The organism is Desmonostoc vinosum (assembly GCF_059505385.1).
Window position 1 is genome coordinate 25,256 of record NZ_JCACKM010000040.1, and the last position, 25,892, is coordinate 51,147.

Here is a 25,892-nt window from a genome sequence, read left to right on the forward strand (position 1 = left end):
TGTCTTGAAACATATTGAGGGGCATTACATTCGCGGCTATGGTGATGGAACTGCTAAAGCCGAAAGTGCCGAAATTTATGTTTTACCAGAAGGCAGAGAAACAGCACAAGCTTTTTTATCAACAGAACCAGAAGCTCAGAAGCGGTTAGAGCGAGTTAGCAATCTCATCACTGGTTTCGAAACTCCCTATGGTATGGAATTGTTGGCGACAGTCCACTGGGTGGCTATCAAAGAAACCACTCCAGCCAAAGATAGCGAACAGGCGATCGCTTTAGTGCATGAGTGGAGCGATCGCAAACGCAAAATCTTCAAGCCTGAGCATATTCGCAAAGCTTGGCTACGGCTGCATCAGCAAGATTGGCTAACTGCTATTTGAAACCTCTTATCAACCAAATGAAGCCTGTAGAACTCCTAAAATAGTTGGGATATCAAAACTATCAATTCCTTGTGCTAGCCCAGTAATATTACACACACAAGTTTCACAAAGTGTTTCATCCCGTAAAACACATTTACCCACACTCTTGCCTTCAAAATTTAAACTTTCAACACGTTTTGCTACAGAGCAAGTAGATGGGTTATCAATGGTATATTTTTCGTCAAATAAAAACTCGTTTACTTTAGGTTTATTGAATGGAAATAGTTCCCATCCATACTTTTGACCACAAGTCGCAATCATTTGCTTAAGTATTTGTCTATCTTGAACCTGAAAGGTAACGGGATCAGCTTTGTCTTTTGTGGCAGCACCAGAAACAACAATACCACGTAGCTTTTTGATGTCTCTAACAAGCCAATCAACAGCATTAGGAAAGTATTGCATTGATTGTGGTGTTAGCGTTATGTGTACATAAGCTCCTCGCTCTGATTCGTTAATATTTCGGACAATTACCGCAGCCATTCCTGTTAAATCACCGTAACGGTTTTTAGCAAAAAACTAAAATATGATCAAAAGGGTAAACATTTAAAAGCCATCGAGAAAGGCAAGTCTCCCCTCGCGGGAATATTGGGTTGGTGGCTTCGCAAGAATCAGGCTACGATTTGAAATCTAAAGTTTTAGGTAAAGGTGGCGACCGCCGATTTCATGCAAAATTCATTGATGGTATATTACACTTCCCTGGTTTGATAACAGAACATTAAACACACATAACTATGACAAGGCTCGAATTGAAAAATCATCAAGTCTGGCGAGATTTAACTGAAATACTAGAAAATTTAGATGCTAATATTCTTGTTCAAGAACATCTTGAACAATGTAATTATCAAGTGTGCGGCTACTGGGATGAACAAGATGAATACTATGAAACAATTACGTTGCCTCGTACCCTAGAAGCCGAATTAATTAGCAGTTCTATTGGCGTTACTCACACTGAACGTTTTTTAAAACTAAAATTTTCACTTATAGCTGATACTGTTGATCATACAAAAACTGTAAGTAGTAAAGCTCAAAAACTTGGTGAATTGGTTCTTGTTTATAATGAAAATCTAGAATTTGTTGATGAGAATTGGCTTCTAGATGTAGATTCTCCAATGCTTGTGAAGTGATCTGGCTCATTTTAGGCAATTGAGCAGAAGTAAGAAACAACTAAGCAACGAATTTTCACGCCTAGCTCAAAGCTGAATATATAAAGGTTTGAGCTAGGCAGTACGGCATAGCTTTATTGCTCAGTATTGGCTATAGTAAAAATTTTGTAGTTAAAACCGCAGGCTGGTGTCTGGCGCATCCAGTCGCCTGCCTGATTTGTTATGCTTTTATATTATTTTTTTTACTAAGATGAAACAATTTGCTTTATATTTGGATGAATCTGGAAGTCAAAAACCATCTCCACATGACCAAGCTACATTTTTTGCTATGGGTGGTGTAATTATAGAACGTGGTGGTGAAACAGTTTAAAATCACTTTTGCAATGATAGCGGCGATCGCCTAACGTGATTTACTCAGCCGTTGCGATCGCACTACCTCGAGCATTTGGTTAAAAGTATCCGGACGTACGCCACATAAGCGTTTAAAGTCTTCTGGTTTCAGACTTTTTACCTGTTCGTAGGTCATAGATGCTACCCAACTCTAACTTACTTGTCCCACGCATCTGGGACTTTTGCAAGAGGTCTATTGCGGTTCTTGTCCACAAAAACCAGCGCTGTAATAATTATGCGTTTTCGCTTCACCTGATGCTATTCAAAAGGTGATTAAACTCCATACAGCTATACATGATTCCAAGATTGGCGATCGCTTCGTAAAGTATAATTACGTAAAAAAGTACATCAAATGAATACAAGCTAACATCATTGTATTTGAGTAAGTATGAACAAAAATTATGACATCCACCACAATTTATCTCTACAATACTCAAAGCAACTCCATCTTTAAGGAGATTAACGAAAACAATCTGATCACAGAGCGAATTGACAGTGATAGTGATGGCATAGCAGAGTCAGTCATCACCTATAACCTCATCAATGATGGAACTACAAACTATGCCTATAATTCTAGAGGCAACCGGATATCTGAAACCAGTGACTATAACGCAGATGGTACTGTAGACAGGATTAATACTTATACTTACAATTCTCAAGGACAACTGCTATCCAAAAGCTTTGATGATGATGCAGATGGTCAGCCTGAAAACGCTAGCATCTATACCTACGACGCCAACAGCAATCTCGTATCATTCCTCGATTTTATCTATGATGATGATAATAACCAGCAAATATCCGACGGTATCTATAATACCTATGATGACAAAGGCAATCTGACAGCATCAGATCCTTACGGCCCTTACGGCGAATTTAATAACGGGTTTGTCTACAACTATACCTACGATGCTAAGAGTAGAGTTATAGCTAGTAGCTTTGCTGTTGATAACGCATCTGGCGAAATCAATATTCTCAGTAACACCACCATTACTTACGATGCTAACGGTAGTTTATTAATCAGTGACACAGAACCTACCTATGAAGGGGGTGGAGAATCCTTCATCAGCAATACCTACGATGCCAAAGGCAGACTCACAAATACTTCTGAATACAATGCCTTTGAGAGACCTGGTGGAATTACTAACTCTACATATAGCTACGATGCTGAGGGCAACCTCATATCCATCACCTCTGAAACTGCCAATGACTCTGGAGGCTTGTATGTTAGAACCACACTAAATTATACATACGATCCTGAAGGCAATCTGATCTCCGAAAACTATTGGGAGGGAAGCTTTGAAGGTGTCTTATTCTCCAGTTACAACATAAAATATACTTATGATGCTGAGGCAATGACACAATTTATAAGGACGGCTAGCTGAAAACCCTTGAGGAACAGGCGCACAGCGCCGTATTCCGTACTTTAGGCAAGGGATGAAAGCTGCTAGAAGGCGTTTACGCCTCTGTAACGTTTTCAATCACGTTGTTGTTCAATATATCGTTTTACCGATTCTGTGCTGATGTTTCCAGCAGTGGATACAAAATAACTGGGTGTCCACAGTGTTGGTAATTTGAGCAATTCGGGAAATTCTTTTCGCAGGTGATGGCTAGCCCTCCCTTTAATTTTGTTCATCATTTGAGCAGGATTATCTATTGGTTTGGCATTTAAAAAAATATGCACATGGTCGGGCATAATCTCCATTGCAATAATTCGCCATCTGTTCTCATTGCAAATATCACAAATGATTTGCTGTAATCGTTCCGCTATTTCATTAACTAAAACTTTTTTTCTACGTTTAGGGATAAAAACAAAGTGGTAGTTAAGTAATGATATAGCATTCCCCTCATGCCTATATTCATCTGGTGTAAAAGCTGCCATTTTCCGAAATAACCTATTGTAAGTTTGTATAAATATATAGTATAATCGACATAATACATAAACAACAAGGAGGTGATTAAGTTGCTAGTTCTAGAATACAAAATTAAAGCGAAGAAACTTCAATATTTAGCTATTGAGGAAGCCATCAAAACAACTCAATTCATTAGAAATAAGTGTTTGAGGTATTGGATGGATGCGCCAAGAGAGTCGAAAATTGATAGATTTGCGCTCAATAAGTATTCAACGGAACTACGCAACGAATTTAAATTTGTGGCTAACTTAAATTCAATGGCTGTGCAATCAGCAGCCGAAAGAGCATGGTTGGCAATATCAAGGTTTTATGACAATTGTAAAAAGAAAGTATCCGGTAAAAAAGGATATCCGAGATTTCAGCATGATAACCGCTCAGTTGAGTACAAAACATCAGGATGGAAGCTAAACTCAAACAAACGGCGTATTACCATTACTGATAAAAAAGGTATTGGTGAGTTGAAATTGTTAGGCAAGTGGGATATTCAAACCTACCCGGTTAAGTCAATTAAGCGTGTTAGATTGGTACGCCGTGCCGATGGTTACTACTGTCAATTTTGTGTTGATGTCGAAGTTTCAGATATTCAGCCATTGACAGGTAATGAAATCGGTTTAGATGTTGGGATTGAAAGTTTTTACACCGATTCTAACGGTCATCAAGAGGCTAATCCAAAGTTTTTAAAAAAGATTGAAAAATCAGTTAAGCACGCTCAAAGACGCATTTACAAAAAGAAAAAAGGTTCATTAGGACGTAAAAAGGCTAGAGCTATATTTGCCAGAAAGCACCTAAGAATAAGTAGGCAACGGAATGAACACGCTAAGAGAATAGCGCGTAACGTGTGCAAGTCTAACGACTTAGTAGCCTATGAAAACTTACAGGTACGTAATTTACTCAAAAACCATTGTTTGGCTAAGTCAATTTCTGACGCTGGCTGGTATTTGTTTAGGCAGTGGATTGAGTATTTTGCTGGTAAATTTGGTAAGTTAGCAGTTGCTGTAGCACCACATTACACCTCACAAAAATGTTCAAATTGTGGTGTGATTGTGAAAAAATCTCTATCAACCCGCACCCATGTATGTAGTTGTGGATGCAGTCTTCATAGAGACGAAAACGCAGCAATTAACATTTTGAATCTTGCTAAACTTGCTAGGGACGGGCAGTCCCGAAGTAACGCTGTAGGACTCGTGACCTCTACTTTGCTTGGTGAAAACCTGGTAAAGCAAGTGACAAGGCAGATTACAGAATCCCCGTACCTTTAGGTCGGGGAGTGTCAAGGAAAAGATGGCAACGATGAACTATTAGGGTTAGGTGGTAACGACATCATCTATGGTGGTAAAGGCAATGATGACCTTGTCGGGTTTGATGGTTACGACCAACTTTTTGGTGGCAATGGTAATGATCAACTTTCAGGTTTTGACGGCAATGACCAACTATTTGGTGGCAATGGTCGTGATACCTTGATTGGTGGTGCAGGTGGCGATATTCTCACAGGCGGCAATCGTCGTGATACGTTTATATTTGAGTCTTTGAGTGATTCGTTGCTGGCGAATTTTGATGTGATTAAAGACTTAAACATTCATGTAGATAAGATTGATGCACCAAAGGCTGTAAATGCTCGTAATGTTGAGCAATTTGGCGAGATTAATCTGCTAACTGAGTCTAGAATTCAACTTTTGTTGGATAATACTAGTCTTGTTGCTAATCAAGCGGCAACCTTCACCTTGAGAACAAATAACGGTAGTACATTTGATGAAAATCTGCGAACATTCTTGGTAATTAATGATGCGACCAATGGATTTAATGCTGCAACTGACGCCATCATTGAGATTACTGGTTACAGCGGTAATTTAGGTGCATTGGCGATTGTTTAAGTTGAGTGTAGGGCGGGTATCTCGCCTTACACTCAACTTAACGTAAAACTGCTATTAGCATAGCAAAAGTCATCTAAAAGACTACCTGACCCTGCTGCCGGATCAAAATTACTCGTTCCTCTGGACGTAGCCGTTCTAAAGGAAGTAGCTCAAGCATACGTTCAGCGATCGCAACTGGAGTATAGTGTCGTTGTAAGTCAGTCCATTTTTGACCACTTACATAATCTGGTAATTCTTTAATTACGAATTCTTTAATCAGGTGGAGTTAAGCGGGTTCGAACCGCTGACCTCTGCAATGCCATTGCAGCGCTCTACCAACTGAGCTATAACCCCATAAAATTTCAGTCTTTCATTATCTCTAAGTAGTAAATACTTTGTCAAGCTCTCTCTATAATAAATATAAAACTTATTGCTTACTCTTCAGCACTCAGTACGTGGCTCAAAGCCCCGCTACTGCGCTTCAGCACTCAGCACTCTTTAAGACACTTGCAATAGATAAGTCATACAATGCCCCATCAAGAAGTAAACTACTAACATGGCAGCAGCAGCTAAAGCTACTAAAGTGCCAGCCAACATGAAGGAAAATTCTTTGCTCTGGTAGGCTTTTTCCATTAGGTGGAGTGACCACGCCACTAGTGCCACATCAAAAAGTAAAATAGGAAGCAACATATTTCTTAATATTTATTAATAGATGTAAATTAATATTAACACCCTTTGGAGAGTGTGTGTCTGGCCAAAGATAGATGTGGATGTTGCAGAAAACCCATTTCAAGAAAACATTCGCACAGGTACTTGACGATCGCACAAATAATTTTTAATTTCTGCTACGCTTAATTGCCCGTAATGTAACAGAGATGCTAAAAGTGCAGCTTCGGCTTTACCCTCAGTTAGTGCTGCATGGATATGTTCACAATTGCCTGCGCCGCCAGAGGCTATAACAGGAATTTTTACAGCTTCAGCGATCGCCCGCGTTAACTTTAGATCGTATCCGGCTTGAGTGCCGTCTGCATCCATACTTGTCACTAGTAGCTCTCCTGCGCCGCGCTTTTCGACTTCTTGTGCCCACAGTAAGGCATCCAAACCTGTGTTTTCCCTGCCGCCACGCACGTACACATCCCAGCCTGGATTATGAGATTCAGTTCTGCGTCTGGCATCAATAGCAATAACTATGCACTGATTACCAAAGCGATCACTGGCTCGATTAATCAAATCTGGTTCGCGTACTGCCGCAGAATTAATACTAACCTTGTCTGCCCCGGCGCGTAACAAAGCTTTAACATTTTCTAAGGATTGAATACCGCCGCCCACAGTTAGTGGAATAAAGACCTGCTCGGCAGTGCGGTAAACTACATCAAAAATAATATCCCGGTCTTCATGAGTGGCAGTAATATCCAGAAACACTAACTCATCCGCACCGGCTTCGTTGTAAACCTTGGCCAATTCAACCGGATCGCCTGCATCTTGAAGGTTTACAAAATTAACTCCTTTTACAACCCGTCCTGCTTTTACATCTAAGCACGGTAAAATTCTTTTAGATAACATAATAACTTTTTATTTTTTCGGTAATAGCCCGGAATTTAAATTTTAAATTGACGTGTGTATTCTCCAACGAAAATTTTAGCCCGTGTTTATTCTTAACTATTGCAGTGTATATGGCTTTCCGTGACTGGCCAGTTAGCTGTCAAGAGTCACATAACACTTTATCCTCCGCACTTCTTACTCCCCTACAAATTGAACTATGGCGATCATCTCCTCTAAAAAACAGCCTCCAGAACCCAACGGACAACCAAAGCAACGCCGGGAATCGGTAAAAACACCACCCGATGACAAGATTTTGCAACCTGAAGCTGCTATTGATGAACAAGGTAAACAAGAAGAGAGTATTCGACCACAGCGATTTGCTGATTACATTGGGCAGAAAGATTTAAAGGATGTGTTAGATATTGCCATTAAAGCAGCAAAATCTAGGGGTGAGGTGTTAGATCACTTGCTGCTGTATGGACCTCCAGGATTAGGTAAGACAACAATGGCGATGATTTTAGCATCGGAAATGGGGGTAAGTTGCAAAATCACCAGTGCGCCGGCACTAGAACGTCCACGAGATATTGTAGGACTATTGGTGAATCTGAAACCTGGGGATATTCTATTTGTAGATGAAATTCATCGCCTCTCCAGAATGACAGAGGAAATTCTCTACCCAGCGATGGAGGATTATCGCTTAGATATAACTATTGGTAAAGGTTCGAGTGCCCGCATGAGAAGTTTACCGCTGTCAAAGTTTACCTTGGTAGGAGCTACAACTCGTGTAGGAGCGCTGACTTCTCCACTGCGCGATCGCTTTGGTTTAATTCAAAAACTGCGCTTTTATGAAGTTCCAGAACTAAGTAAGATTGTACTGCGAAGCGCTCAATTACTCCAAACCCCCATCACTGATAATGGTGCTACAGAAATTGCCAAGCGATCGCGTGGAACACCAAGAATAGCAAATAGATTACTTAAACGAGTGCGTGATTATGCGGAAGTAAAAGTATGTGCAGAGATAGACGAAACTGTCGCTTCTGAAGCATTGCAACTATTCCAAGTAGATCCATGTGGTTTAGATTGGACAGACCGTCGAATGCTCAGTGTAATAATTGAGCAATTCAATGGTGGGCCAGTGGGATTGGAAACAATTGCTGCTGCTACAGGTGAAGATACCCAGACAATCGAAGAAGTCTATGAACCTTACCTGATGCAAATTGGCTACCTCAGCCGCACACCTCGCGGCAGAACCGCTACCAAAGCAGCATACAAGCATTTAGGCTTCATCCCTCCCAATGAACAGTTGTCGTTACTGCCTTGATTTAAGGTAGAGGGATGAGGGAGATGAGGGGGATGAGGGAGATGAGGGGGATGAGGGAGAAATTTTCTCCGCGTCTCCGCGTCCCCTCGTCCCCGCGTCCTCTTGCCCATTCCCAATTCCCCAGTACCCCCATTCCCCAAAATGATTAAAATAATTAGTATTTTTCTTTGTATGTTACTTGCGTTTGGCTGGGCTACACCAGTCATGGCACAATCTCAACAGCCTAATATTACTCAAGAGCAGTTAAAACAAGGGGATGAGTTAGCAAATCAAGCGTTTGCAGCGACAAATAAAGGTGATTTTGCCACAGCTGAAAAGTACTGGACAAAGATTATTGAGCAATTTCCTACGAATGCTGGGGCTTGGAGTAATCGAGGAAACTCGCGTGTCAGTCAGAATAAGTTACAAGAAGCCCTAGCAGACTATAACAAAGCTATAGAACTAGCCCCTAATGTCACCGATCCTTATTTGAATCGTGGTGCAGCTTTGGAAGGGTTGGGTAAATGGCAAGACGCGATCGCCGATTATAATCATGTCTTAGAACTAGATCCCAACGATGCGATGGCTTATAATAATCGCGGCAATGCCAAAGCAGGTTTGGGCAAATGGCAAGATGCGATCGCAGATTATCAAAAATCTACAGACATAGCACCAAATTTTGCTTTTGCCCGTGCTAACTATGCCATAGCACTTTATGAAACTGGCCAAATAGACAAGGCTATCAAACAGATGCGGAACATCGTCCGCAAATATCCCAAATTTGCTGATATGCGCGCCGCCCTCACCGCTGCTTATTGGGTAAATGGTAAACAAGGTGAAGCTGAAAGCAATTGGGTGGCAGCTTATGGACTCGATACACGCTATAAAGACCTCGATTGGGTGGCGAATATTCGTCGTTGGCCTCCTAGCTTGGTGACAGCTTTGGATAAGTTCTTGAAATTACAGTAGGTACTCTTAAGAAAGACAGGGAGTGGGGAGTGGGGAGTAACAGATATAGAAGCTATCAAGCAAGAAGCCCGTAAGCGTCTAGGTAAAGTCTCTCACAAGGATGACTGACCTGCTATTATCTAATAATTTTCCTATCTCCCGTGAGGTAACAGTCGTGCAAAATCTCACCAGAATTAACCGTAATGCACAAGTGATGGGTGGCAAACCCTGTATCAGGGGGATGCGTATTACTGTTGGTACTATCGTCGGCTTAATAGCATCTGGACACAGTAATAGTGAGATTCTAAGTGCGTATCCTTACTTAGAAGAAGCCGATATCTATGAGGCACTTGCTTATGCTGCGTGGCGGGCCCAAGAGATTGAAGTTCCTCTTGTAAGCACATGAAAATTTTGATTGATATAAATATTTTTTGTCTCACGCAGAGGAGGACACTTGCGTGCGGGGGTTCCCCCCGTTGAGCAAAGTGTTCGTCGCGCAGAGGCGCAGAGAAGAGAACGCAAAGAAGAACTTTTGCAAGAGGTCTACACTGTTGACCAAGCCCAATCTAGGGTGCGTATTTTGCCGATTAGATGTGTATAGCTGGTGTCCCTTCTCTATATACTGCGATCGCTGATTTCACTTCCGGCTCTAGATCTGGCATAATTCAGCCTATATTCCTAAATTTATGGCAATGCTCGCCAGCTACGGCCGCTGTTTTATGGTTATGAATTTATTATCATCCCGCTTCCATGCAATTGTTGGTCTGATGGGTACTGCTGTTATACCATTAGTGCAAGTTGAAATTGCGATCGCCTTACCAGCATCGGTAAATAGCATAGCCCAACAGGTGACGGTTCGGATCGATGGGGCTAATACTGGTTCTGGGGTAATTATTAACCGCCAAAGCAATACTTATACTGTTTTAACTAACTGGCACGTAGTTGCACCCGGAGGAAATTACACTCTCCAAACCTATGACGGCAAGACTTACCAAGTTAGTCGTAGCGCTATGAAACGTATTGGTAATCTTGATTTAGCCGAATTACAATTTACCAGTACAGAAAACTACCGCAAAGCAGATTTATATTTAGATCAGTTAACTGCTGGGACGACAGCATATATTTCTGGGTGGGCTGATCCAGATGCTGTGAGCGTGACTCGTGAGTATGTAATTATACCACAAATTATTACTAGAGTTGTGCAAAAGCCCAAGGATGAATACTCCTTGGTATTTAGCACCCCCATTAAACCAGGGATGAGTGGCGGCCCTGTATTGGATGAACAAGGACGCTTATTAGGAATTCATGGACAAGCGAGGATAGATGTCAGAACTGAAACAACGGATTTTTTAGGTATACCTATCAATACATATACAAGACTCGCCTCAGTAAAACCAGCTACACCAATACAGTCAGCAACTACTGGACAACCAAGACCCACGTCACCAGTTTCCACTGCTGCTAGATTAGACAATTCTAAAGAATTGATAGATGAAGTTTGGCAACTAATCAACCGTCAATACATAGACGATACTTTTAACAAAACAGATTGGCAAGCTGTCCGTAAAGAATATTTAAACAAGTCTTACAGTAATAAACAACAAGCTTACCAATCTATCAAGGAGATGGTGAAAAAGCTCGACGATCCATACACCTATTTTATGGAGCCAGCAGAATTTAAGAAAACGCAGGTAGATAATTCTGGAGAACTAATAGGTGTCGGTATCACTATCGGACAAGATGAAAAAACAAAACAGCTGTTTGTAATTGTCCCAATTGAAGATACACCAGCTTTTAAGGCTGGAATTTTAGCTAAAGATACCATCCTCAAGATAAATGGGAAAAGTACACAAGGAATGGATACCAATCAGGCGGTATCTTTAATTCGAGGTGAACCAGGAACGACAGTCAACTTGACAATTCAGCGTAATGGTCAAATCAAACAGTTTGCTATCAAACGAACGCGGATTGAAATTAAACCAGTGCGCTACAATCAACAGCAAACTCCAGTGGGGAATTTGGGCTATATTCGCCTTAAGCAATTTAGTGCAAATGCTGGCAAAGAAATGCAAAATGCAATCAAAGATTTAGAAAATAAGCGAGTTGCTGGATATATTTTAGATCTGCGTGGCAACCCTGGTGGTTTATTGTATTCCAGTATAGAAATAGCCCGCATGTGGCTAAATCAAGGTACTATTGTTTCTACCGTTGACCGCAAAGGTGAAACAGAAAAAGAAGTAGCAAATGGACGTGCTTTAACCAATAAACCCTTGGTAATATTAGTAGATAATGCCAGCTCTAGTGCTACTGAAATACTTTCAGGTGCTTTACAAGATAATAAACGTGCTGTTTTAGTAGGTAGTCGGACTTTTGGCAAAGCTACTGTGCAATCATTACGTCCTTTAGAAGATGGTTCAGGATTAGCAGTAACAATTGCTAAGTACTATACACCCAAAGGTAAAAATATTGAAAAACAGGGGATTACTCCAGATGTGATTGTAAATCTAAGTAATGAGCAAAAACAGGATTTGTGGGCTAATCAACAGGAAAAAATTGGTACTTTGCTAGATCCTCAATTTATTAAAGCAGTGGAAACTTTAGGTAAACAAATTGCTGCCAAGTAAACTGGTTGAAGACCTATGATGTAGGCTGACATAAAGAGATAGGAACATCAGGATACGGAAATGGAATTTTAATGATTATTAACTCCAAATAGAGTAATGAAAATATACTTCCAAATGCCTATTTTTATTACGCTTTGTGTAGAGATGCTTTTAATTGCATGAAAATATCGATAAATTAAAGATAGTTCTTTGCTTAGCTCAAGGAGTTAAAAGCAATGACTGGAATAATCTTGTTTACAACCTTTTGTTTTCTTTGGCTGATTGGCTTAACACTATTAGCAGAAATTTGGCTGGATGAAGAAGAGGAGCAATTGTAATTGCGATCGCTCGTGGTAAAGTGTAGAGATATTCCATATAAGGTTCATAGTTGTGCTATCCTCCGGGAAAGCCCCGCGAACAGTGCTAAAGTAAGCTTTAATTATGCGATCGCATAATTAAAGTCATGTCACACCGAAAGCAAAGACAGCCCAACTAGGAACCTTTTTTTGCAATATTTAAGGCTTGACACGCTACATGAATCGATTCACCCCTAAAAATTGGATTTTACTTAAACACCAATTAACTCCCTATTTATTTTTACTACCTGCATTATTGTTATTAGGTTTAACCGTCTTTTATCCCGCATTGCAAGCATTTTACTTGAGCTTCACTAGCTACGAAGATATTACTCAGCCGCCGCAATGGATAGGTTTGACAAACTTTCTCAAGCTTTGGCAAGATGCAGTGTTTTGGAAAACATTACAAAACACTTTTATCTATCTTGTCGGTGCGGTACCAATTTTGGTAATTGCTCCTCTAGGATTAGCAATTTTAGTCAATCAGAAACTGCGGGGGATGAATTGGTTTAGAGCCGCGTATTATACTCCAGTCATAATTTCCATAGTAGTTGCAGGTATAGCTTGGAAATGGCTGTATGCAGAAAATGGTTTACTCAATCAACTCCTCAAAACTTTTGGTATTGCTGCTGAAGGTATTCCTTGGTTAACTGATAATCCACCAATTAAACTTTTTGGCATTGTACCGATTTCTCTGGCTAGCGTCATGGTTGTCACTGTCTGGAAAGGACTCGGTTATTACATGGTGATTTATTTAGCAGGATTACAATCAATTCCTGCTGATGTGTACGAAGCCGCAGCAATTGATGGTTCTGATGGTATCCGCAAACATTTGGATATTACTGTACCTTTGATGAAGCCATATCTCGCACTTGTAGCAGTAATTTCTGCTATTTCTGCCACTAAAGTGTTTGAAGAAGTCTTTATCATGACTAAAGGACAACCACTGAATAATTCCAAAACTATTGTCTTCTATTTGTATGAACAAGCATTTGACAACTTAGCAATCAGCTATGCTTGTACAATTGGTTTAGTGCTATTTTTGATAATTTTAGGATTATCAGTTTTACGCTTAGCTATTAATCAGCAGGGAGGTGATAATATTGACGGTCGGTTGTAAAATCTTAAGAAGTTAACTACGAATTACGTAAAGAATTAAAACCCAAAGTGAATCAAAGCTGCGCGAATTGCAATGAACCACACCGCAAGCGTTGCGAATAGGTAGAGGTAGAACCGAAGCATAATTAAATTGAATGTACAGTGAACAACGCTATGCAATGCTCGAAATACAACGAAAACCCACGCAGCGTTGACATACACTGTATCTACTTGCTTGGTAACGAACAGGTATAAAACGAGTGCATAAAAAAGTACTGGAACCTCAAATAGATTCTTGAGGTTATCTGAGGGATTGGATACGTTTGGTGGTGATATCTGCGCTAATGTGCCTGGTACAGCAAGATCCTCTGAACGGATTTTTCTATTTGTGATGAAACTGATCCGGCGGATATACATATATACCCAAACTATGAATGTCAGAAATACTGTTGCAAAAAAAGGACTAAAAATTGCGTCTTGCGTTATTTCCATCTCTCAAATTCGATTTAATGTCAAGTTGTTTTTCAGATTAAAGGATAATATAAACTTCCTTGCTTCAATCTTCTAGTCCCCGAATGGGTACACTTGCATGTTGCAATAACTATTTTCTTTTGTCTGCGTCAAATCATGAGAGTTGCCTGCACAATTACATCGTTAAAATCTTTGTCACCACCATTTGCTAAATCCTCAAAAGCGAAGATGTTATCTCCCAGCAGGCGAATATGGTCAACTTTGTCAGAATTAGCACCCAAAAATGAGAAGTAAACCGCCGGGTCGTTATTAGTACTACTATCTAAAATGGCATCGGGTCTACCATCAGCAATCATAAATGGTGCAAAGATGCCACCAGGTTGAAAAGTACCAGTGAAAGTAGCCGTACCTTGGTTACTAACTGTCAGGTCAATACCTGCAATACGCCCACGCACAGCCGCTTGAGTATAACCAGCCTGTCCGGGGAGAATATCTGCATTGCGATCGCCATCAATGTCAATCCCACCATTTTCATCGGTTATCTGATAAAATCCTATAAAGTTATCAAAAGTTGCTTCTCTGTTGACGACAAAATCAGCTTTTACCAATTGTGTCTCACTGCGTAAATCAATCAGTTCTGCTTGTGAATTGCCTTGCAAATTTGTACCCACAGGTAAAGATTGATTAGTACCCTGAATCTTTACTACCAAATTCTGGAAGTCAGTAGTGCCAGTACCATCTTCCCAAGCCAAAGTAAACTCATCATTACCCAAACTAGTTACTTTTTGTGTCGCTGTATTGGACAGCAAGACTTCTGTAACCGGGGTAACTCCAGCGACGACAGCATCTGTTGTACTATTTTTGACTAAATAAAATCTCAGGTTGTCGCCGGAATTCAATTCTACTAAGCGTGTTAGATTACTAATATTAAAACCATTGGGGACATTGGTAATAGTAGAGAAAATTACCTGAGCGCGGTCTAAAGCAGCTTGGGTGTAACCAGCCTCACCTGGAGCGATACCATTAATTTTACCAGTAGCATCGTCAACAATAAATACTCCCAGTTCATTGACTTGATTAGAATTGCGTCCTGTGAGAGTGACTTGGAGTGTGGCTTTGGTATCGTCACCTGTAATGTTAAAGATATCATCATTCTTTGTTGTCAGCCTGGTGGGGATATCAAGGTCATTGACAGTGATAGTTAATGCCTTTTGGTAAGATAGTCCACTAGCGTCGGTGGTTTTAACTCTAATGTTGTAACTCGATTGAGTTTCAAAATTGGGAGAAGCTTTGATTTTGAGTTGATTGCCATCAACAATGAAGGCATCATTATCAGCATCGCCATTTCCAACGACTAAGCTGTAGGTGAAGGTGTCGCCTGTGTCGGGGTCGGTGGTTGAAAACGTCCCAACGACGGTACTCACTGAAGAGTTCTCAGCTACGCTAGTGTTGTTCAGCGCTAGGTTGGTAGGTGTCTCGTTGACATTGGTGACGTTGATGGTCAGTTCCTTCTCATAGAACAAGCCATCCTGGTCAGAGGTTTTAACTTTGATGGTGTAGCTGTTGTCGGACTCGAAGTCGAAGGCAGCATTGGCTTTGAGTTGGCTGCCATCAATGGTAAAGAGGCTATTGTCGGGGTAGCTAGCGCCACCGACAAAGGTATAAGTGTAGATATCCGTACCGTTGGGGTCTGTGGTGACAAAGCTGCCAACAACGGTGTTGATGGGCGAATTTTCTGGAATACTGCTCGGATTTAACACCAGATTTGTGGGAGCGGCGTTTTCTAACTCGAAAGCTCCTATGTCATCAAAAGCACCTTGGGGACGGGTAATGCCACGCTGGTCGGTGGTGAGAGTAGTGTTGCCTGCACCAATGGCTGGGCTACCGGGTAGGAGCGCATGGGTAGGAGTGGAACCCCCGTTATTTTGCAGAGAACCCAGCAGGGGATTGGTGTTACTTAGGTCACCAGTAGCAGTGAGGTTGCCGCTGCCATCGCTGTTGATGTTGTAGCCCAGCGATTGTACTTGCGCCCCCGTACTGCCCGCAAGGTTGCCATTTACTATGTTTGCCGACCCTGTATTGTTGGCAAAGATGCTGTTGCTGTATCGGGTGACGGCACTAACGGCACCATTTTGACTGCTGTTTCTCAATCCTGAGCCAAAAGCAGCGCTGTTATTGGCGATGGTGACATTGGTTAAGCTTAGACTGCTGGTCGCTCCAGTGCCATCGGCAAAATGGATAATACCTCCTCCATTGTTGTCGCTGTTGCTGCTTACAGTTACGTTGCTCAAGCTAGCATTGACGTTTAGCAGCCCCATCCCGCCTCCAAAGCCAGCAGTATTGTTGCTGACGGTGCTATTGGTGAGGTTCAACGTTCCAAACGATAAGAACAGACCACCGCCATTAGTACCTCCACTGCTAGCTGTATTTCCGGTGATTACAGTGCTATCGATGTTCAGGGTATCGTCCCCATCCTCCATTAAAATCCCACCACCAAAGCCAGTGGAATTACCGACACCGTTTCCTCCAGTGATGGTTACGCCCGAAAGGTTATAGGTGTTGCTACCACCTCCGCCGAACTGGAAGACGCGAGACGCATTATTGCCATTGATGGTGAGTAGGTTGGCTCCGGTTCCGCTAATGGTCACACTGTCTGTAACCAAGAGTTGTCCACCCGTGAGGGTGATGGTATCGGGGGTGCTGTCGGTGAAAATGCTGCCCGCAAAGGTGATGGTGTCGGCTCCAGCGTTGGCATTGGCATCCAGAATTGCCTGCCGCAAGGAATCTGCACCACTGTCATTAGTATTGGTCACCGTGTAAGTTGCCATAATGATTAGTTTCCTTTGGTAAATAACTTGGTATTGATAAGAATGACAATGCCGCTTTTTACCTGGCGATCGCGCTATCCAACGGCGGTATCAGTAGCGCTACAAGTGATATGCGCGGGTTTGCCGTCGTGCATCGCTAACCCGTTGAGGTGACAACGCTCTTCAGTCGCCAACTTTCGAGATCAAGAGCGGCTGCCACAGGGAAACAAAACCGTAGTCGTTGCTAATGGTGGCGAGGCAAAATATAACTTTTTCTGTATTGTCCAAGACGACATGTGGACATTTAGGTCGCCAGTGGTGTATACTGTGGAGGGATGTAAAGACGATGTTTAACGACAAGCCACTTCTCTACCAAAAGCTGCACCAACAGCAAGCTCAGGGCAACGCGCTCCGCGAACGCATCTACACTTCGCTGATATATCTCCCCTCGTGTTAGCAAATTATCAAAGCGCCAAATTTGATCATGTGTGCTAAAACATAATCTGCTATTTGATGCATACATACCCATTGGTTTATCAAACAGTTGCTCTTTGGCAACCACTAGCCCTTGGGAATTGCAACCGATGAAAAATAAGCGGTTGGTTTGATAAGTAGTGAAAGCTAGACTAAGAAGCTGGGTTTGCAGCCAAGAAACAAAGTGCGGTGAGTAAGCAATCTCCAGTTTGGGCGTATTAGAAGAGGGTATGGGGTTACTGCGGGGCAAAAAACTTTCCATACAAAGGCTTTGAATTCATTAATAATTTTTTGACAACATAAAACAGCTTCCATTACTACTGCAATGGAAATCTGCACAGACAGCACCCAACTAATCTGTAATTTTTACTTATTAGTAGTATTAGTAATATTACGTCTAAATACTTGGTATCTAAGGGAAGTTTATCAAAAATTTAATAAATAAATATAAGTCATCCCTCTAAGGTTATAAAACTGCTCAGAAAGTTCTCAATTGTTTTATTGCTGAACTAATCGGTTCAGTTTAGCTATTTAGCTATTTAGAGAATTCGCCAACGGTATCAGTGGCGCGAGAAACCCGTCCACGCGGCTGTCTAAGCGTTGTAGCGACTGCCGCGCAAAGAAGAACGCAAAAAGAATGACTTTTGCAAGAAGTCTATTCTTGTTCTAGACGCAATAACTCATCTATAACTGTATTTGCTAGTTTCATACTCTTTAAGTAAGTATGATAAGCTGCTACTGGCACTGTCAAAATATCACTCCATACTTTCTCTTGTTCATGAAAATCTTGGATTTTTGAGTTATTTGTAGTAGATAAGCTACTATTAGTTAACCCTAAACTAAGGATTTCTGATATTTTTGGTAGTTCATTAACTAAGCCGTGATTGTAGTCTCCAACTGTTAGCAAAAGGTCGTAAATTTGCCGCGATAATATTTTGCCAACTGGGTGTAGTAAATTACAAACCAAAGCCGGAATTATGTGCCAAGTCTCTGCTAACAAATCTTGCTCTACCCCAGAGATTGTGGCGGGAATTAGCAAATCTACATCACTCAGAAAATCTGTGTTTACAGATAAAAACATTACAGAAACAATTAGCCACTGTTCGTGTTTTTCTACAGTTGCAACAGGCTCTTTGACAATCATCACATAACGTGGTGGAGATTTACCTGCTAAAAAGCTTTGCACCGAAGCAGAGTATAATTTTTGTTGCTCTTGACTTGAGAACTCTAAAGGACTTTGCACTATTCGATTCACTTCCCAAATTTCTCCGGGTTGCGGAATTAGTATGTTACCCCCTTGCCTGTTACTCAAGTTTACACGCATAGATTTCTACTTCCCGATAGGGATGAATGACTAGTTGAAATTCTATGTAGGTTTGCATCTGTACAATATTAATTAACGAATCAGTGCCTGCGAATATCACAATTTGTGGTAATCTTTACAAATTGCAGCAAAAAGAAATTTAGAAGTTATTCAACTACCACTGTTGTGTAGAGCGATCGCGTCTTTTATTTTGTTGATGAAGTTTTTGGTTTTGTTGCTTCACATCTTCAAATTCTAATAATCCTAACATCTGGGCAATACGCCCGACAAGTTCCTGCCATCGTTTGGAGATTTCACTCTGGCTGACTCCCAGTTTGGCAGCAATTTGAGTTTGGGTTTTTCCATCAACCTTCTCTAGCCACAGTTGGAGATATTGTTGCTGAGGATGGCTTTGATGAAGTTGGTAAATTGCTTCTATAGCTTTGACAACTAAATCTGCGCGTTCTGTTGCTTCCAAAGTATTGAATTCATCAGGAATCGTATCTAACAAAGTAATGTCTGTTCCAGGGATACTGCAATCTAAACTCTGGCAGTTCCGCAAACTTTCTTTACGAACAAAATCTAGAATCTCATATTTGGTTACAACAACCACCCAAGCAAAAAACTGTTCAATTCCTCCTTGCCTAAATTTTGCATCTTGAATAACCTGAAGAACTTTTAAATGAGCCGCCTGCACAGCATCTTCCCAAGATAAGCCTGTACCTCTGGTATATTTACGAGCAATCTTTTCCAGTTTTTGACGATAACAAGAATCGCACAAAAGTTCTAGATAATAACACTCTGATTGCTGTTTTGATATCATGTGACACACCCTCCTCCGTTGGACACTATGCGTCAGGCATTACAGCATTTACAAATCAAATATTTAGCAATGCTATGGCAGTTCGCTTGCATTTTTGAACTAACTTGTGCAAGTTGATAGTAGTAAGTAAGGAGTAGGAGGGAAAGAAAGCCTTATCGGGATGTACCGATTTTCTCAAAAATCAAATAGGATTCGCATATATTGCTAAATAAACATAAATTTGCTTGTTTATTCTATTGCCGTCAGATAGTTTTTACTGGTTAGATAGCCAGTATTTTTAGTAAAGTGAGATAAACGTTTCGGATATGCAGCTTTATATGGAACAGCTTATCATCACTCAAACTTAAAAATTTTTACCTAATGCATGAAACTTCAGAATATTCTCGTGGTCTAACAGTTACTTGTACTGAGCGACTTGCATTCAGCGAACTTGTTTTGTTTTATTGCTTGGCGAAAACCACATCTATTAGTGGAAGTGCTAGCTGGTGGCGGGTCTACATCCCTTAGCATACGCCTAATAAATTTTCATTGTATACTGTTCGCTGATTTAAAGAGTAGATGAATGATGTCGCGAGTGATGCAATAGTTCAAACTTCTTTAATAAGCATTACTTATCTTTACTTTTTTTGAGTATTTACTATTGCGGTTGTTGTGAAAATGGGGACTGGGGACTGGGGATTGGGGATTGGGGACTGGGGATTGGGGACTGCTGATATCTTGCACCAGTCCCAAAAACCGCCATAGGTTAGAAACCTATGGCTAATAGCAAAAGTCCTCTCAAGAGGACTAAATCTAGGCTGTAAACTTTGTACTCTTTTGCCCATAAGGGTTCATGCAGAAAGTGTGTTGACTATTTTTGTGGAAAAACGGCTGTTCCAGCCGTTTTTCCACAAACAAAAAAGAACACGAATAATTTTCCGCAAAATCGCCTAAAAACCAACAAAGTCAACAGCCTAGACTAAATCTCACAAAAAGCAGAGATTTTAGTCCACTTAAGTGGACTTGACCTAATAAGAGCGAGAATTTATTCTCTGGCGGGAGATTGGGCAGGTGCAAGATCTAAGACTGGGGATTGGGGACTGGGTGTTTGCTATTTCTCCCCCTGCTTCCCCTGCTCCCTCATCCCCCGGTTGGTGAGCGAAGTCGTACTGCGAAGCAGAACCCGCAGGGTACCACATCCCTCTCATCCCCTCACGAACGTCTGTCGCGAAAAATCAATGATACTAACCGTTTGAGCTTTTTGGCTGCTGATTGTTCAGCAAATTCAGAATTTAAGGCCTCTTGTGCAGCAATTTCTGGATGCTTGAGTGGTATTTGTTTAGTAAACTTTGGTGGTTCTGGGGGTATTCCTAGTAATTGCTCAATTTGAGCTAACATCTGGATTATGTCTTCTTGAGTTAGCTGTTTTTTATTGGATGTAGCTATATCAGTTTGTTGATTATTGTTAACTTGAGACAAGTTACCGCTGCTAAGGCTCTCGGAATTACTACCCGTATTCTCAGTTATTTTTCTTAATGCTTCTATTTGAGTGTTTGAGTAGAGATCAGGACGCTGTAGAGCTGCAAATACTGTGTTTTCTAAATAACGAATGTGTTGATCTTTTTCTAATAACAGTAGTTTTTTTTCTCCAATCAAGTTTTTTAGCTGATTATAGGTAGCAAAATATTCTTCACTCAATTGTGATTTGTCAACAGTAGGAGCAGTTTTAGCACGTAGTATAAATCTATCTTGACCTCGTTTCTCGATCGCAACTATTTCTAGCTTGGCTTCAGGATGATTTTTGGCTAACTGTTTCAATGAAATAGCGATCGCATGAGGATCAACCTCTTGCTGATGATAGAGGTCTAGTGTGTCAACAAGTGGTTTAATAAAATCAACAAATTCTCCTCTTTTAAATACTCCTCGCCTGTTGTCTGGTTTGCGTTGAGGATCAGGATTTTCTTGTGTGGGTAAGTGCCTGTAAATGTATTCACACCTTACTCCATCGAATTTTGTGTTACTGGTAATACTCCAGTCTTGTATAAAAGCTCCAGTTAGGTAAGCATCTGTAAAATCAGTTCCGTCTAACTGTGTTTGTACTAACTTGGCTCTGGATAAATCAGCATTTTGTAAGTTGGCTGTACTTAAGTCTGTACCAATAAAGCTGGCATCGACTAAGTTAGCTTTTTGTAAGTAAACTCCCCGCAAATCTTGATGCTCAAAATTTTTATTTTGTCCGTTTCCTGTTACTAATAGTTGGCATATTTTTTGATTTTGTAAGTAACTTTTTCCTGGACGAACGCGGTTAAGCAATTTAACCTGATGCCAACAGGTATGGGTGAGGATTGCATTTCTTAAGTCAGTGTTTGCCAGCGTGGCTTTAGTGAAATTGGCGTTAGTTAAATCAGCTTTGCGAAAACTTGTGCCTCCTGTCGCCGCAAAATTGATCGCCAATGAACGCACCCAAGTATTTTTTTCTCCAGCTAAAGCACGCCACCCAATGTAAGCACTCAACAACACTGAAGCACCAGCCGCAATCCCAATCAACACTCCAGCCATCACCCCGGCAATCACCCCAGTAGCAGAACCGGCAAAGGCCAAACCAAAGATTAAAACAGCTGCTGCAATTATGGCTCCTGCGTTAGTTAAGGCAAAAGCGCCAGCAAAAGCGATCGCCATAGCCACAAAAATTATCCCCGCGATCGTTCCACCCAAACCACCAACTAAAGCTCCAATTAAGGCTCCATTCACAGATTCAGTGATGCCTCCAATCAAAGCTCCATTTACAGCTCCAGCGATCACTGCAACTCTCAATCCTGTTAATAAGTTCTTGTTAACACTGGCAACCAAAAATACTACATATCCAATAACAGCTATTACATTGATAAATATTTTTTCTAGAAATGTAAATTCATAAGAATTAACATAAGATATGACAAAATCAAAAATCAATTGCGAAAACCATCCCAACATACCTAGCATTAGCCATAAGACTAGCAACAACCCAATTAGTTGAAGATGCCTTAATCCTGCTTTAGCATGACTAAAATTTGCATTCCTCAAGTTAGCATCAGTAAAATCTGCACTTGTGATATCTGCATAGCTAAAGTTTGCATTTGCAAGGTTCTGGTTCTTAAAAGAACGACCTCTGAGATTCCGACCGGAAAAGTCTTGAGGCATGGCTAGTACTAATTCGTAATTCGTAATTCGTAATTCGTTAGTTGATACGCGTTTAGATTGTATATTTTGGTGTTAAAACTGTCCTTTGTCATTGGTCATTTGTTCTTGGATGTAAATGACCAATGACAAATGACAACCCTCACAAGTAAATATACAAATAAAATGCATAACAGCTTAATGAAGCTTGGGGACTCTAAGCGAAGCTATACCGTTCGCCCTTGGCGTCTCCGTTAGGAGAAGGCTTTACACTACGCTAATTTAATTTGTTTGGGTATATTAAAATACACCTTTACTGTTTATCCAAGCAGTTTCCAATACATCACCCTGATTTTGAAATAATACATCTTTTCTCGGCTCAATTATCAGTCATCACTAATTTCTTCTCCCTCATCCCCCTCATCTCCCTCATCTCCCTCATCCCCCTCATCCCCCTCATCTCCCTCATCTCCCTATCTCCCTGCCTTTTTGAAGAAGGAATAAAAAGTATTGATTTTTGTAGATTAATTGCTAAAGAATCATAAGGAAAATCAGAAAGAGCGCGATCTGAATTATATAAAAATCTGTATTAGGAGTGAACGGGTGTTACCGTAAACTATCTAACAACCTGACGTAACTCACAATCTTAATCTGATTTGCAACTCTTACTTTACTTCGCTACGTAAGGTCAAAAGTTCAGAGTTTCTTGACTATTTACTGTTTACTTCTACTCTAAATTTTTCTGAATCACTTCAAAATTCTATGAAACAACCATACCTATCTCCAGATGACTTGCCTTCATACAGAACAACGCTAATTAGTGAAATTCTGCTTAGTCAACTCGAAGAAACAATCAAAAAAAAGTTTTTCTTAGCGTGCGATCGCATGGTGCGTATTGTACTGTCTAGTTGTCACTGGTATTTTAAGGTCAATAGTGGCATTTTGATGTTAGTCATGATTTGTCATGATATAGAAAGCTATCAGCAGATCATGATGACTGTGCCTCACTTGGCTAGCAAGCTAAAACGGTTTGCCAACCAGGCCAAAATTAGTATCAGTTCTCCAGTTAACCAAGGTATCCCGTCGGTAATCAGCATCACTGACATCTTCTCTGATGAAGACTCGCCAAGCATGTAATATAGCGTTTCTCTTCGTTGAGATGAGGGGGATGAGGGAGACGCAGGGACGCGGAGAATAATCAATGACAATTCCCCAGTCCCCAGTCCCCAGTCCCCACTCTCTTTTCAAGACAGTTTTTGCTAACATTGTTTACATTACTTAAAGTTAACAATGTGTTATTAGCAAGATACGTATCTTTGCGTAAACCTTATGAAGACCGTTCTCAAGACCAACCAAGAGCAAATTACTCGGTTGTTTTCACATCTAGAATTTGATGGTAATCAGCTACATCATCAACCGGGTAGTGTATTGGGGAGTACAGCATTGATTGCGGGTACTACAGTTGGTGCAGGGATTCTTGCTTTGCCTACGGTAACTCTACCATCTGGAATTGTGCCTTCGACAGCGCTGCTCATTGCTGTTTGGCTCTATGCTTTAGTTTCAGGTTTGTTGATTGCGGAAGTGACTTTAAACGCGATGCTTCTGGAAGGACGGCCAAGTGTAGGCTTGTTGGCAATTGTTGAGAAAACTCTTGGTAGGTTGGGAGCGCGTATAGCTGGTGGTGCATACTTGTTCATGCACTATGCTTTGTTAGTTGCATACGTTACTCAAGGCGGAGAGATTTTAGTATCTGCGGTTGAAAAAGTTTGGGGTTTACAGAACATCGTGCCAACTTGGGTAGGCACAACGGCTTTCACGCTTTTGTTTGGCGGCATCATGTATCTGGGACGAGAAAGGTTTATTGAGAAATTAAACAGCGCCTTTGTCGGGATTGTGATCGTATCCTTTTTGGGACTATTGTTGCTAGCCGGAGGACAGGTTAAGAGTACCCAGTTTTTATTTCAAGACTGGAGTGCTTTGGGTAGTGCTGTCTCAGTTATGTGTGTCGCCTTGTTTTACCATAATGTTGTGCCCGTGGTTGTGACTCAACTTGAGGGAGATGCTCGCAAAATTCGGCAATCTATTATCATTGGTTCTGCAATTCCCTTGATCATGTTCTTGGCGTGGAATACAGTGATTTTGGGAAGTGTGAGTCTTGAAATGTTGCCTGGTTCATCTGATGGTAGAGTCGTTTTTGACCCACTGCAAACTCTGCGAGCTGGTGGTACGGGGGAATGGTTAGGAGTTTTAGTCTCTATTTTCTCGGAATTCGCGATTATTACATCGTTTATTGGATTTGTATACGGGTTACTGGATTTTTTCAAAGATATTTCCTTAGTTGCACAACGCGAAGCTTTTAGTCGCTTCCCCCTATATTCTCTAGTTCTTTTCCCTCCCATGGGTATTGGAGCAGTCAATCCTAGTATCTTTCTGATAGCTCTAGATTATACTGGCACTTTTGGTGTATCGGTTTTAGGCGGTATTATTCCGGCTTTGATGAGTTGGAAGCAGCGACAACAGCAGAAAGACTCCAATCATATTAATCAATCGCTTGTTCCTGGTGGTAAAGTCACTCTCGCGATCATGATTGGAGTTGCTTTAGGTTTGATATTGAAACAACTTTTGACATTTTCTCAAGTATAAAAATTTCCCTACACCTATTTTCACAAAAAATGGCGATCGCATTTGTATCCATAGGGCAGAATCTCAATCTGTGACTTTCCCATGAATAATCCTCGCCTTACAAAAATCAGCAAATATCTCAGTCTACATCTACGCCACCAACCAGATCGTATTGGTATTCAACTCGCTCCTGGTGGTTGGGTTGCTGTTGATGAACTGATAGCAGCCTGTAGCAAACATAAATTTCCAATTACGCGTCAAGAACTGAATGAAGTAGTCGCTACCAACGATAAAAAACGCTTTGCTTTTGACTCTACAGGCACTCTCATTCGTGCTAACCAAGGGCATAGTGTAGAAGTTGATCTACAATTAGAACCTGTTACACCTCCTAGTGTCCTTTATCACGGTACTGGACATAAATCAGCCAAGTCCATCATGGAAACAGGACTTTGCAAAATGTCACGTCATCATGTCCATTTATCGTCAGACATTAATACAGCAAAAACCGTAGGTGCAAGACATGGAAAACCAATAGTTTTTGCTATAGATGCTACAGCAATGCATCAGTTAGGTTACATTTTCTACTGCTCTGATAATAATGTTTGGTTAGTGGAACATGTGCCACCAGAGTATCTTAAACAAATTTAGATTTTGAGAATTAGGAATTGGTGTATTTGTCATTTCTCCCCCTCATCTCCCTCATCCCCCTCATCCCCCTCATCCCCCTCATCCCCCTCATCCC

General features: G+C 41.0%; 26 protein-coding genes, 1 tRNA gene and 1 pseudogene. 16 read left to right on the forward strand and 12 right to left on the reverse strand.

From position 1 onward, the window contains the following. Positions 1–4: 4 nt before the first annotated feature. Complete coding sequence (locus AC5JMF_RS06690) at positions 5–376, forward strand: hypothetical protein (protein ID WP_495794922.1); 372 nt, start codon at positions 5–7, stop codon at positions 374–376. A 9-nt stretch (positions 377–385) separates the two neighbouring features. Here the strand turns inward: AC5JMF_RS06690 and AC5JMF_RS06695 are convergent, their stop codons facing one another. Beyond that, positions 386–895: a hypothetical protein gene (locus AC5JMF_RS06695; RefSeq protein ID WP_495794923.1), complete on the reverse strand. Its 510-nt coding sequence runs from the start codon at positions 893–895 to the stop codon at positions 386–388. Between the two features lie 113 nt (positions 896–1,008). Here AC5JMF_RS06695 and AC5JMF_RS06700 point away from each other — a divergent pair, with 113 nt between their 5' ends. The 3 genes from AC5JMF_RS06700 (at position 1,009) to AC5JMF_RS06710 (ending at position 1,888) form a co-directional block, all read left to right on the forward strand. Then, entirely contained in the window at positions 1,009–1,134 is a 126-nt protein-coding gene (locus AC5JMF_RS06700; protein ID WP_495794924.1) for a hypothetical protein, read from the forward strand. Positions 1,135–1,146: 12 nt separating this feature from the next. After that, entirely contained in the window at positions 1,147–1,539 is a 393-nt protein-coding gene (locus AC5JMF_RS06705) for a hypothetical protein (protein WP_495794925.1), read from the forward strand. A gap of 166 nt (positions 1,540–1,705) precedes the next feature. Next, a complete protein-coding gene (locus tag AC5JMF_RS06710) occupies positions 1,706–1,888 on the forward strand; it encodes a hypothetical protein (RefSeq protein WP_495794926.1) in 183 nt (60 codons plus the stop codon). A 30-nt stretch (positions 1,889–1,918) separates the two neighbouring features. Here the strand turns inward: AC5JMF_RS06710 and AC5JMF_RS06715 are convergent, their stop codons facing one another. After that, positions 1,919–2,044 carry a hypothetical protein gene (locus tag AC5JMF_RS06715; protein WP_495794927.1) on the reverse strand — a complete coding sequence of 42 codons (126 nt, stop codon included), beginning with the start codon at positions 2,042–2,044 and terminating at the stop codon, positions 1,919–1,921. Between the two features lie 265 nt (positions 2,045–2,309). Between AC5JMF_RS06715 and AC5JMF_RS06720 the strand changes: the two genes are divergently transcribed. Continuing rightward, positions 2,310–3,290 carry a hypothetical protein gene (locus AC5JMF_RS06720; RefSeq protein ID WP_495794928.1) on the forward strand — a complete coding sequence of 327 codons (981 nt, stop codon included), beginning with the start codon at positions 2,310–2,312 and terminating at the stop codon, positions 3,288–3,290. Between the two features lie 92 nt (positions 3,291–3,382). Here the strand turns inward: AC5JMF_RS06720 and tnpA are convergent, their stop codons facing one another. Then, positions 3,383–3,787, reverse strand: coding sequence for an IS200/IS605 family transposase (tnpA, locus tag AC5JMF_RS06725; protein ID WP_495794929.1), 405 nt, complete (start codon positions 3,785–3,787; stop codon positions 3,383–3,385). A gap of 81 nt (positions 3,788–3,868) precedes the next feature. On the opposite strand from tnpA, the gene AC5JMF_RS06730 reads away from it, so the two are divergent. Next, complete coding sequence (locus tag AC5JMF_RS06730) at positions 3,869–5,077, forward strand: RNA-guided endonuclease InsQ/TnpB family protein (RefSeq protein ID WP_495794930.1); 1,209 nt, start codon at positions 3,869–3,871, stop codon at positions 5,075–5,077. A gap of 63 nt (positions 5,078–5,140) precedes the next feature. Then, positions 5,141–5,689, forward strand: coding sequence for a bluetail domain-containing putative surface protein (locus AC5JMF_RS06735; protein ID WP_495794947.1), 549 nt, complete (start codon positions 5,141–5,143; stop codon positions 5,687–5,689). 260 nt (positions 5,690–5,949) lie between these two features. On the opposite strand, the gene AC5JMF_RS06740 is transcribed toward AC5JMF_RS06735, so the two are convergent. The 3 genes from AC5JMF_RS06740 to hisF all read right to left on the reverse strand — a co-directional run bounded on the left by AC5JMF_RS06740 (position 5,950) and on the right by hisF (position 7,231). After that, positions 5,950–6,022 (reverse strand) — tRNA-Ala (locus tag AC5JMF_RS06740). Between the two features lie 144 nt (positions 6,023–6,166). Continuing rightward, on the reverse strand, positions 6,167–6,358 hold the full coding sequence (locus tag AC5JMF_RS06745; RefSeq protein WP_495794931.1) for a hypothetical protein: 192 nt from the start codon (positions 6,356–6,358) through the stop codon (positions 6,167–6,169). 99 nt (positions 6,359–6,457) lie between these two features. Beyond that, positions 6,458–7,231, reverse strand: a complete 774-nt coding sequence (gene hisF, locus AC5JMF_RS06750; protein ID WP_495794932.1) for an imidazole glycerol phosphate synthase subunit HisF — start codon at positions 7,229–7,231, stop codon at positions 6,458–6,460. 196 nt (positions 7,232–7,427) lie between these two features. Here hisF and ruvB point away from each other — a divergent pair, with 196 nt between their 5' ends. The 6 genes and pseudogenes from ruvB (at position 7,428) to AC5JMF_RS06780 (ending at position 13,537) form a co-directional block, all read left to right on the forward strand. Further along, positions 7,428–8,531 (forward strand): Holliday junction branch migration DNA helicase RuvB, encoded by a 1,104-nt coding sequence (gene ruvB / locus AC5JMF_RS06755; protein WP_495794933.1) that lies wholly within the window; start codon positions 7,428–7,430, stop codon positions 8,529–8,531. Between the two features lie 141 nt (positions 8,532–8,672). Next, positions 8,673–9,479, forward strand: coding sequence for a tetratricopeptide repeat protein (locus tag AC5JMF_RS06760; protein WP_495794934.1), 807 nt, complete (start codon positions 8,673–8,675; stop codon positions 9,477–9,479). A 154-nt stretch (positions 9,480–9,633) separates the two neighbouring features. Next, complete coding sequence (locus tag AC5JMF_RS06765; protein ID WP_495794948.1) at positions 9,634–9,864, forward strand: DUF433 domain-containing protein; 231 nt, start codon at positions 9,634–9,636, stop codon at positions 9,862–9,864. Between the two features lie 361 nt (positions 9,865–10,225). Continuing rightward, a pseudogene (locus AC5JMF_RS06770) lies at positions 10,226–10,762 on the forward strand (S1 family peptidase); the annotation flags it as partial. 57 nt (positions 10,763–10,819) lie between these two features. Continuing rightward, the gene (locus AC5JMF_RS06775; protein WP_495794949.1) at positions 10,820–12,082 is read left to right on the forward strand and encodes a S41 family peptidase; all 1,263 of its coding nucleotides are present in this window, start codon (positions 10,820–10,822) and stop codon (positions 12,080–12,082) included. A 513-nt stretch (positions 12,083–12,595) separates the two neighbouring features. After that, positions 12,596–13,537, forward strand: coding sequence for a carbohydrate ABC transporter permease (locus AC5JMF_RS06780; RefSeq protein ID WP_495794935.1), 942 nt, complete (start codon positions 12,596–12,598; stop codon positions 13,535–13,537). Between the two features lie 35 nt (positions 13,538–13,572). Here the strand turns inward: AC5JMF_RS06780 and AC5JMF_RS06785 are convergent, their stop codons facing one another. The 6 genes from AC5JMF_RS06785 to AC5JMF_RS06810 all read right to left on the reverse strand — a co-directional run bounded on the left by AC5JMF_RS06785 (position 13,573) and on the right by AC5JMF_RS06810 (position 22,552). Then, on the reverse strand, positions 13,573–14,007 hold the full coding sequence (locus AC5JMF_RS06785) for an MAPEG family protein (protein WP_495794936.1): 435 nt from the start codon (positions 14,005–14,007) through the stop codon (positions 13,573–13,575). Positions 14,008–14,135: 128 nt separating this feature from the next. Beyond that, complete coding sequence (locus tag AC5JMF_RS06790) at positions 14,136–16,814, reverse strand: choice-of-anchor Q domain-containing protein (RefSeq protein ID WP_495794937.1); 2,679 nt, start codon at positions 16,812–16,814, stop codon at positions 14,136–14,138. 283 nt (positions 16,815–17,097) lie between these two features. Then, positions 17,098–17,529 carry a DUF4915 domain-containing protein gene (locus AC5JMF_RS06795; protein WP_495794938.1) on the reverse strand — a complete coding sequence of 144 codons (432 nt, stop codon included), beginning with the start codon at positions 17,527–17,529 and terminating at the stop codon, positions 17,098–17,100. 393 nt (positions 17,530–17,922) lie between these two features. Next, positions 17,923–18,591, reverse strand: coding sequence for a hypothetical protein (locus AC5JMF_RS06800; protein WP_495794939.1), 669 nt, complete (start codon positions 18,589–18,591; stop codon positions 17,923–17,925). A gap of 154 nt (positions 18,592–18,745) precedes the next feature. Beyond that, positions 18,746–19,393: an RNA polymerase sigma factor gene (locus tag AC5JMF_RS06805; protein ID WP_495794940.1), complete on the reverse strand. Its 648-nt coding sequence runs from the start codon at positions 19,391–19,393 to the stop codon at positions 18,746–18,748. 1,191 nt (positions 19,394–20,584) lie between these two features. Further along, positions 20,585–22,552: a pentapeptide repeat-containing protein gene (locus AC5JMF_RS06810; RefSeq protein WP_495794941.1), complete on the reverse strand. Its 1,968-nt coding sequence runs from the start codon at positions 22,550–22,552 to the stop codon at positions 20,585–20,587. 738 nt (positions 22,553–23,290) lie between these two features. Between AC5JMF_RS06810 and AC5JMF_RS06815 the strand changes: the two genes are divergently transcribed. The 3 genes from AC5JMF_RS06815 to AC5JMF_RS06825 all read left to right on the forward strand — a co-directional run bounded on the left by AC5JMF_RS06815 (position 23,291) and on the right by AC5JMF_RS06825 (position 25,798). Continuing rightward, entirely contained in the window at positions 23,291–23,665 is a 375-nt protein-coding gene (locus AC5JMF_RS06815) for a hypothetical protein (protein WP_495794942.1), read from the forward strand. Positions 23,666–23,857: 192 nt separating this feature from the next. Beyond that, positions 23,858–25,171 carry an amino acid permease gene (locus tag AC5JMF_RS06820; RefSeq protein WP_495794943.1) on the forward strand — a complete coding sequence of 438 codons (1,314 nt, stop codon included), beginning with the start codon at positions 23,858–23,860 and terminating at the stop codon, positions 25,169–25,171. Positions 25,172–25,252: 81 nt separating this feature from the next. Beyond that, the gene (locus AC5JMF_RS06825; RefSeq protein ID WP_495794944.1) at positions 25,253–25,798 is read left to right on the forward strand and encodes an RNA 2'-phosphotransferase; all 546 of its coding nucleotides are present in this window, start codon (positions 25,253–25,255) and stop codon (positions 25,796–25,798) included. Positions 25,799–25,892: the final 94 nt, after the last annotated feature.

Coding starts and splice junctions, on each gene's coding strand:
- AC5JMF_RS06790 (WP_495794937.1), bottom strand. CDS start 16,814: ATGGCAACTTACACGGTGACCAATACTAATGACAGTGGTGCAGATTCC.
- AC5JMF_RS06760 (WP_495794934.1), top strand. CDS start 8,673: ATGATTAAAATAATTAGTATTTTTCTTTGTATGTTACTTGCGTTTGGC.
- AC5JMF_RS06820 (WP_495794943.1), top strand. CDS start 23,858: ATGAAGACCGTTCTCAAGACCAACCAAGAGCAAATTACTCGGTTGTTT.
- tnpA (WP_495794929.1), bottom strand. CDS start 3,787: ATGGCAGCTTTTACACCAGATGAATATAGGCATGAGGGGAATGCTATA.
- AC5JMF_RS06805 (WP_495794940.1), bottom strand. CDS start 19,393: ATGATATCAAAACAGCAATCAGAGTGTTATTATCTAGAACTTTTGTGC.
- AC5JMF_RS06815 (WP_495794942.1), top strand. CDS start 23,291: ATGAAACAACCATACCTATCTCCAGATGACTTGCCTTCATACAGAACA.
- AC5JMF_RS06695 (WP_495794923.1), bottom strand. CDS start 895: ATGGCTGCGGTAATTGTCCGAAATATTAACGAATCAGAGCGAGGAGCT.
- AC5JMF_RS06715 (WP_495794927.1), bottom strand. CDS start 2,044: ATGACCTACGAACAGGTAAAAAGTCTGAAACCAGAAGACTTTAAACGC.
- AC5JMF_RS06780 (WP_495794935.1), top strand. CDS start 12,596: ATGAATCGATTCACCCCTAAAAATTGGATTTTACTTAAACACCAATTA.
- AC5JMF_RS06745 (WP_495794931.1), bottom strand. CDS start 6,358: ATGTTGCTTCCTATTTTACTTTTTGATGTGGCACTAGTGGCGTGGTCA.
- AC5JMF_RS06720 (WP_495794928.1), top strand. CDS start 2,310: ATGACATCCACCACAATTTATCTCTACAATACTCAAAGCAACTCCATC.
- AC5JMF_RS06810 (WP_495794941.1), bottom strand. CDS start 22,552: ATGCCTCAAGACTTTTCCGGTCGGAATCTCAGAGGTCGTTCTTTTAAG.
- AC5JMF_RS06800 (WP_495794939.1), bottom strand. CDS start 18,591: ATGCGTGTAAACTTGAGTAACAGGCAAGGGGGTAACATACTAATTCCG.
- AC5JMF_RS06825 (WP_495794944.1), top strand. CDS start 25,253: ATGAATAATCCTCGCCTTACAAAAATCAGCAAATATCTCAGTCTACAT.
- ruvB (WP_495794933.1), top strand. CDS start 7,428: ATGGCGATCATCTCCTCTAAAAAACAGCCTCCAGAACCCAACGGACAA.
- hisF (WP_495794932.1), bottom strand. CDS start 7,231: ATGTTATCTAAAAGAATTTTACCGTGCTTAGATGTAAAAGCAGGACGG.
- AC5JMF_RS06705 (WP_495794925.1), top strand. CDS start 1,147: ATGACAAGGCTCGAATTGAAAAATCATCAAGTCTGGCGAGATTTAACT.
- AC5JMF_RS06795 (WP_495794938.1), bottom strand. CDS start 17,529: ATGGAAAGTTTTTTGCCCCGCAGTAACCCCATACCCTCTTCTAATACG.
- AC5JMF_RS06785 (WP_495794936.1), bottom strand. CDS start 14,007: ATGGAAATAACGCAAGACGCAATTTTTAGTCCTTTTTTTGCAACAGTA.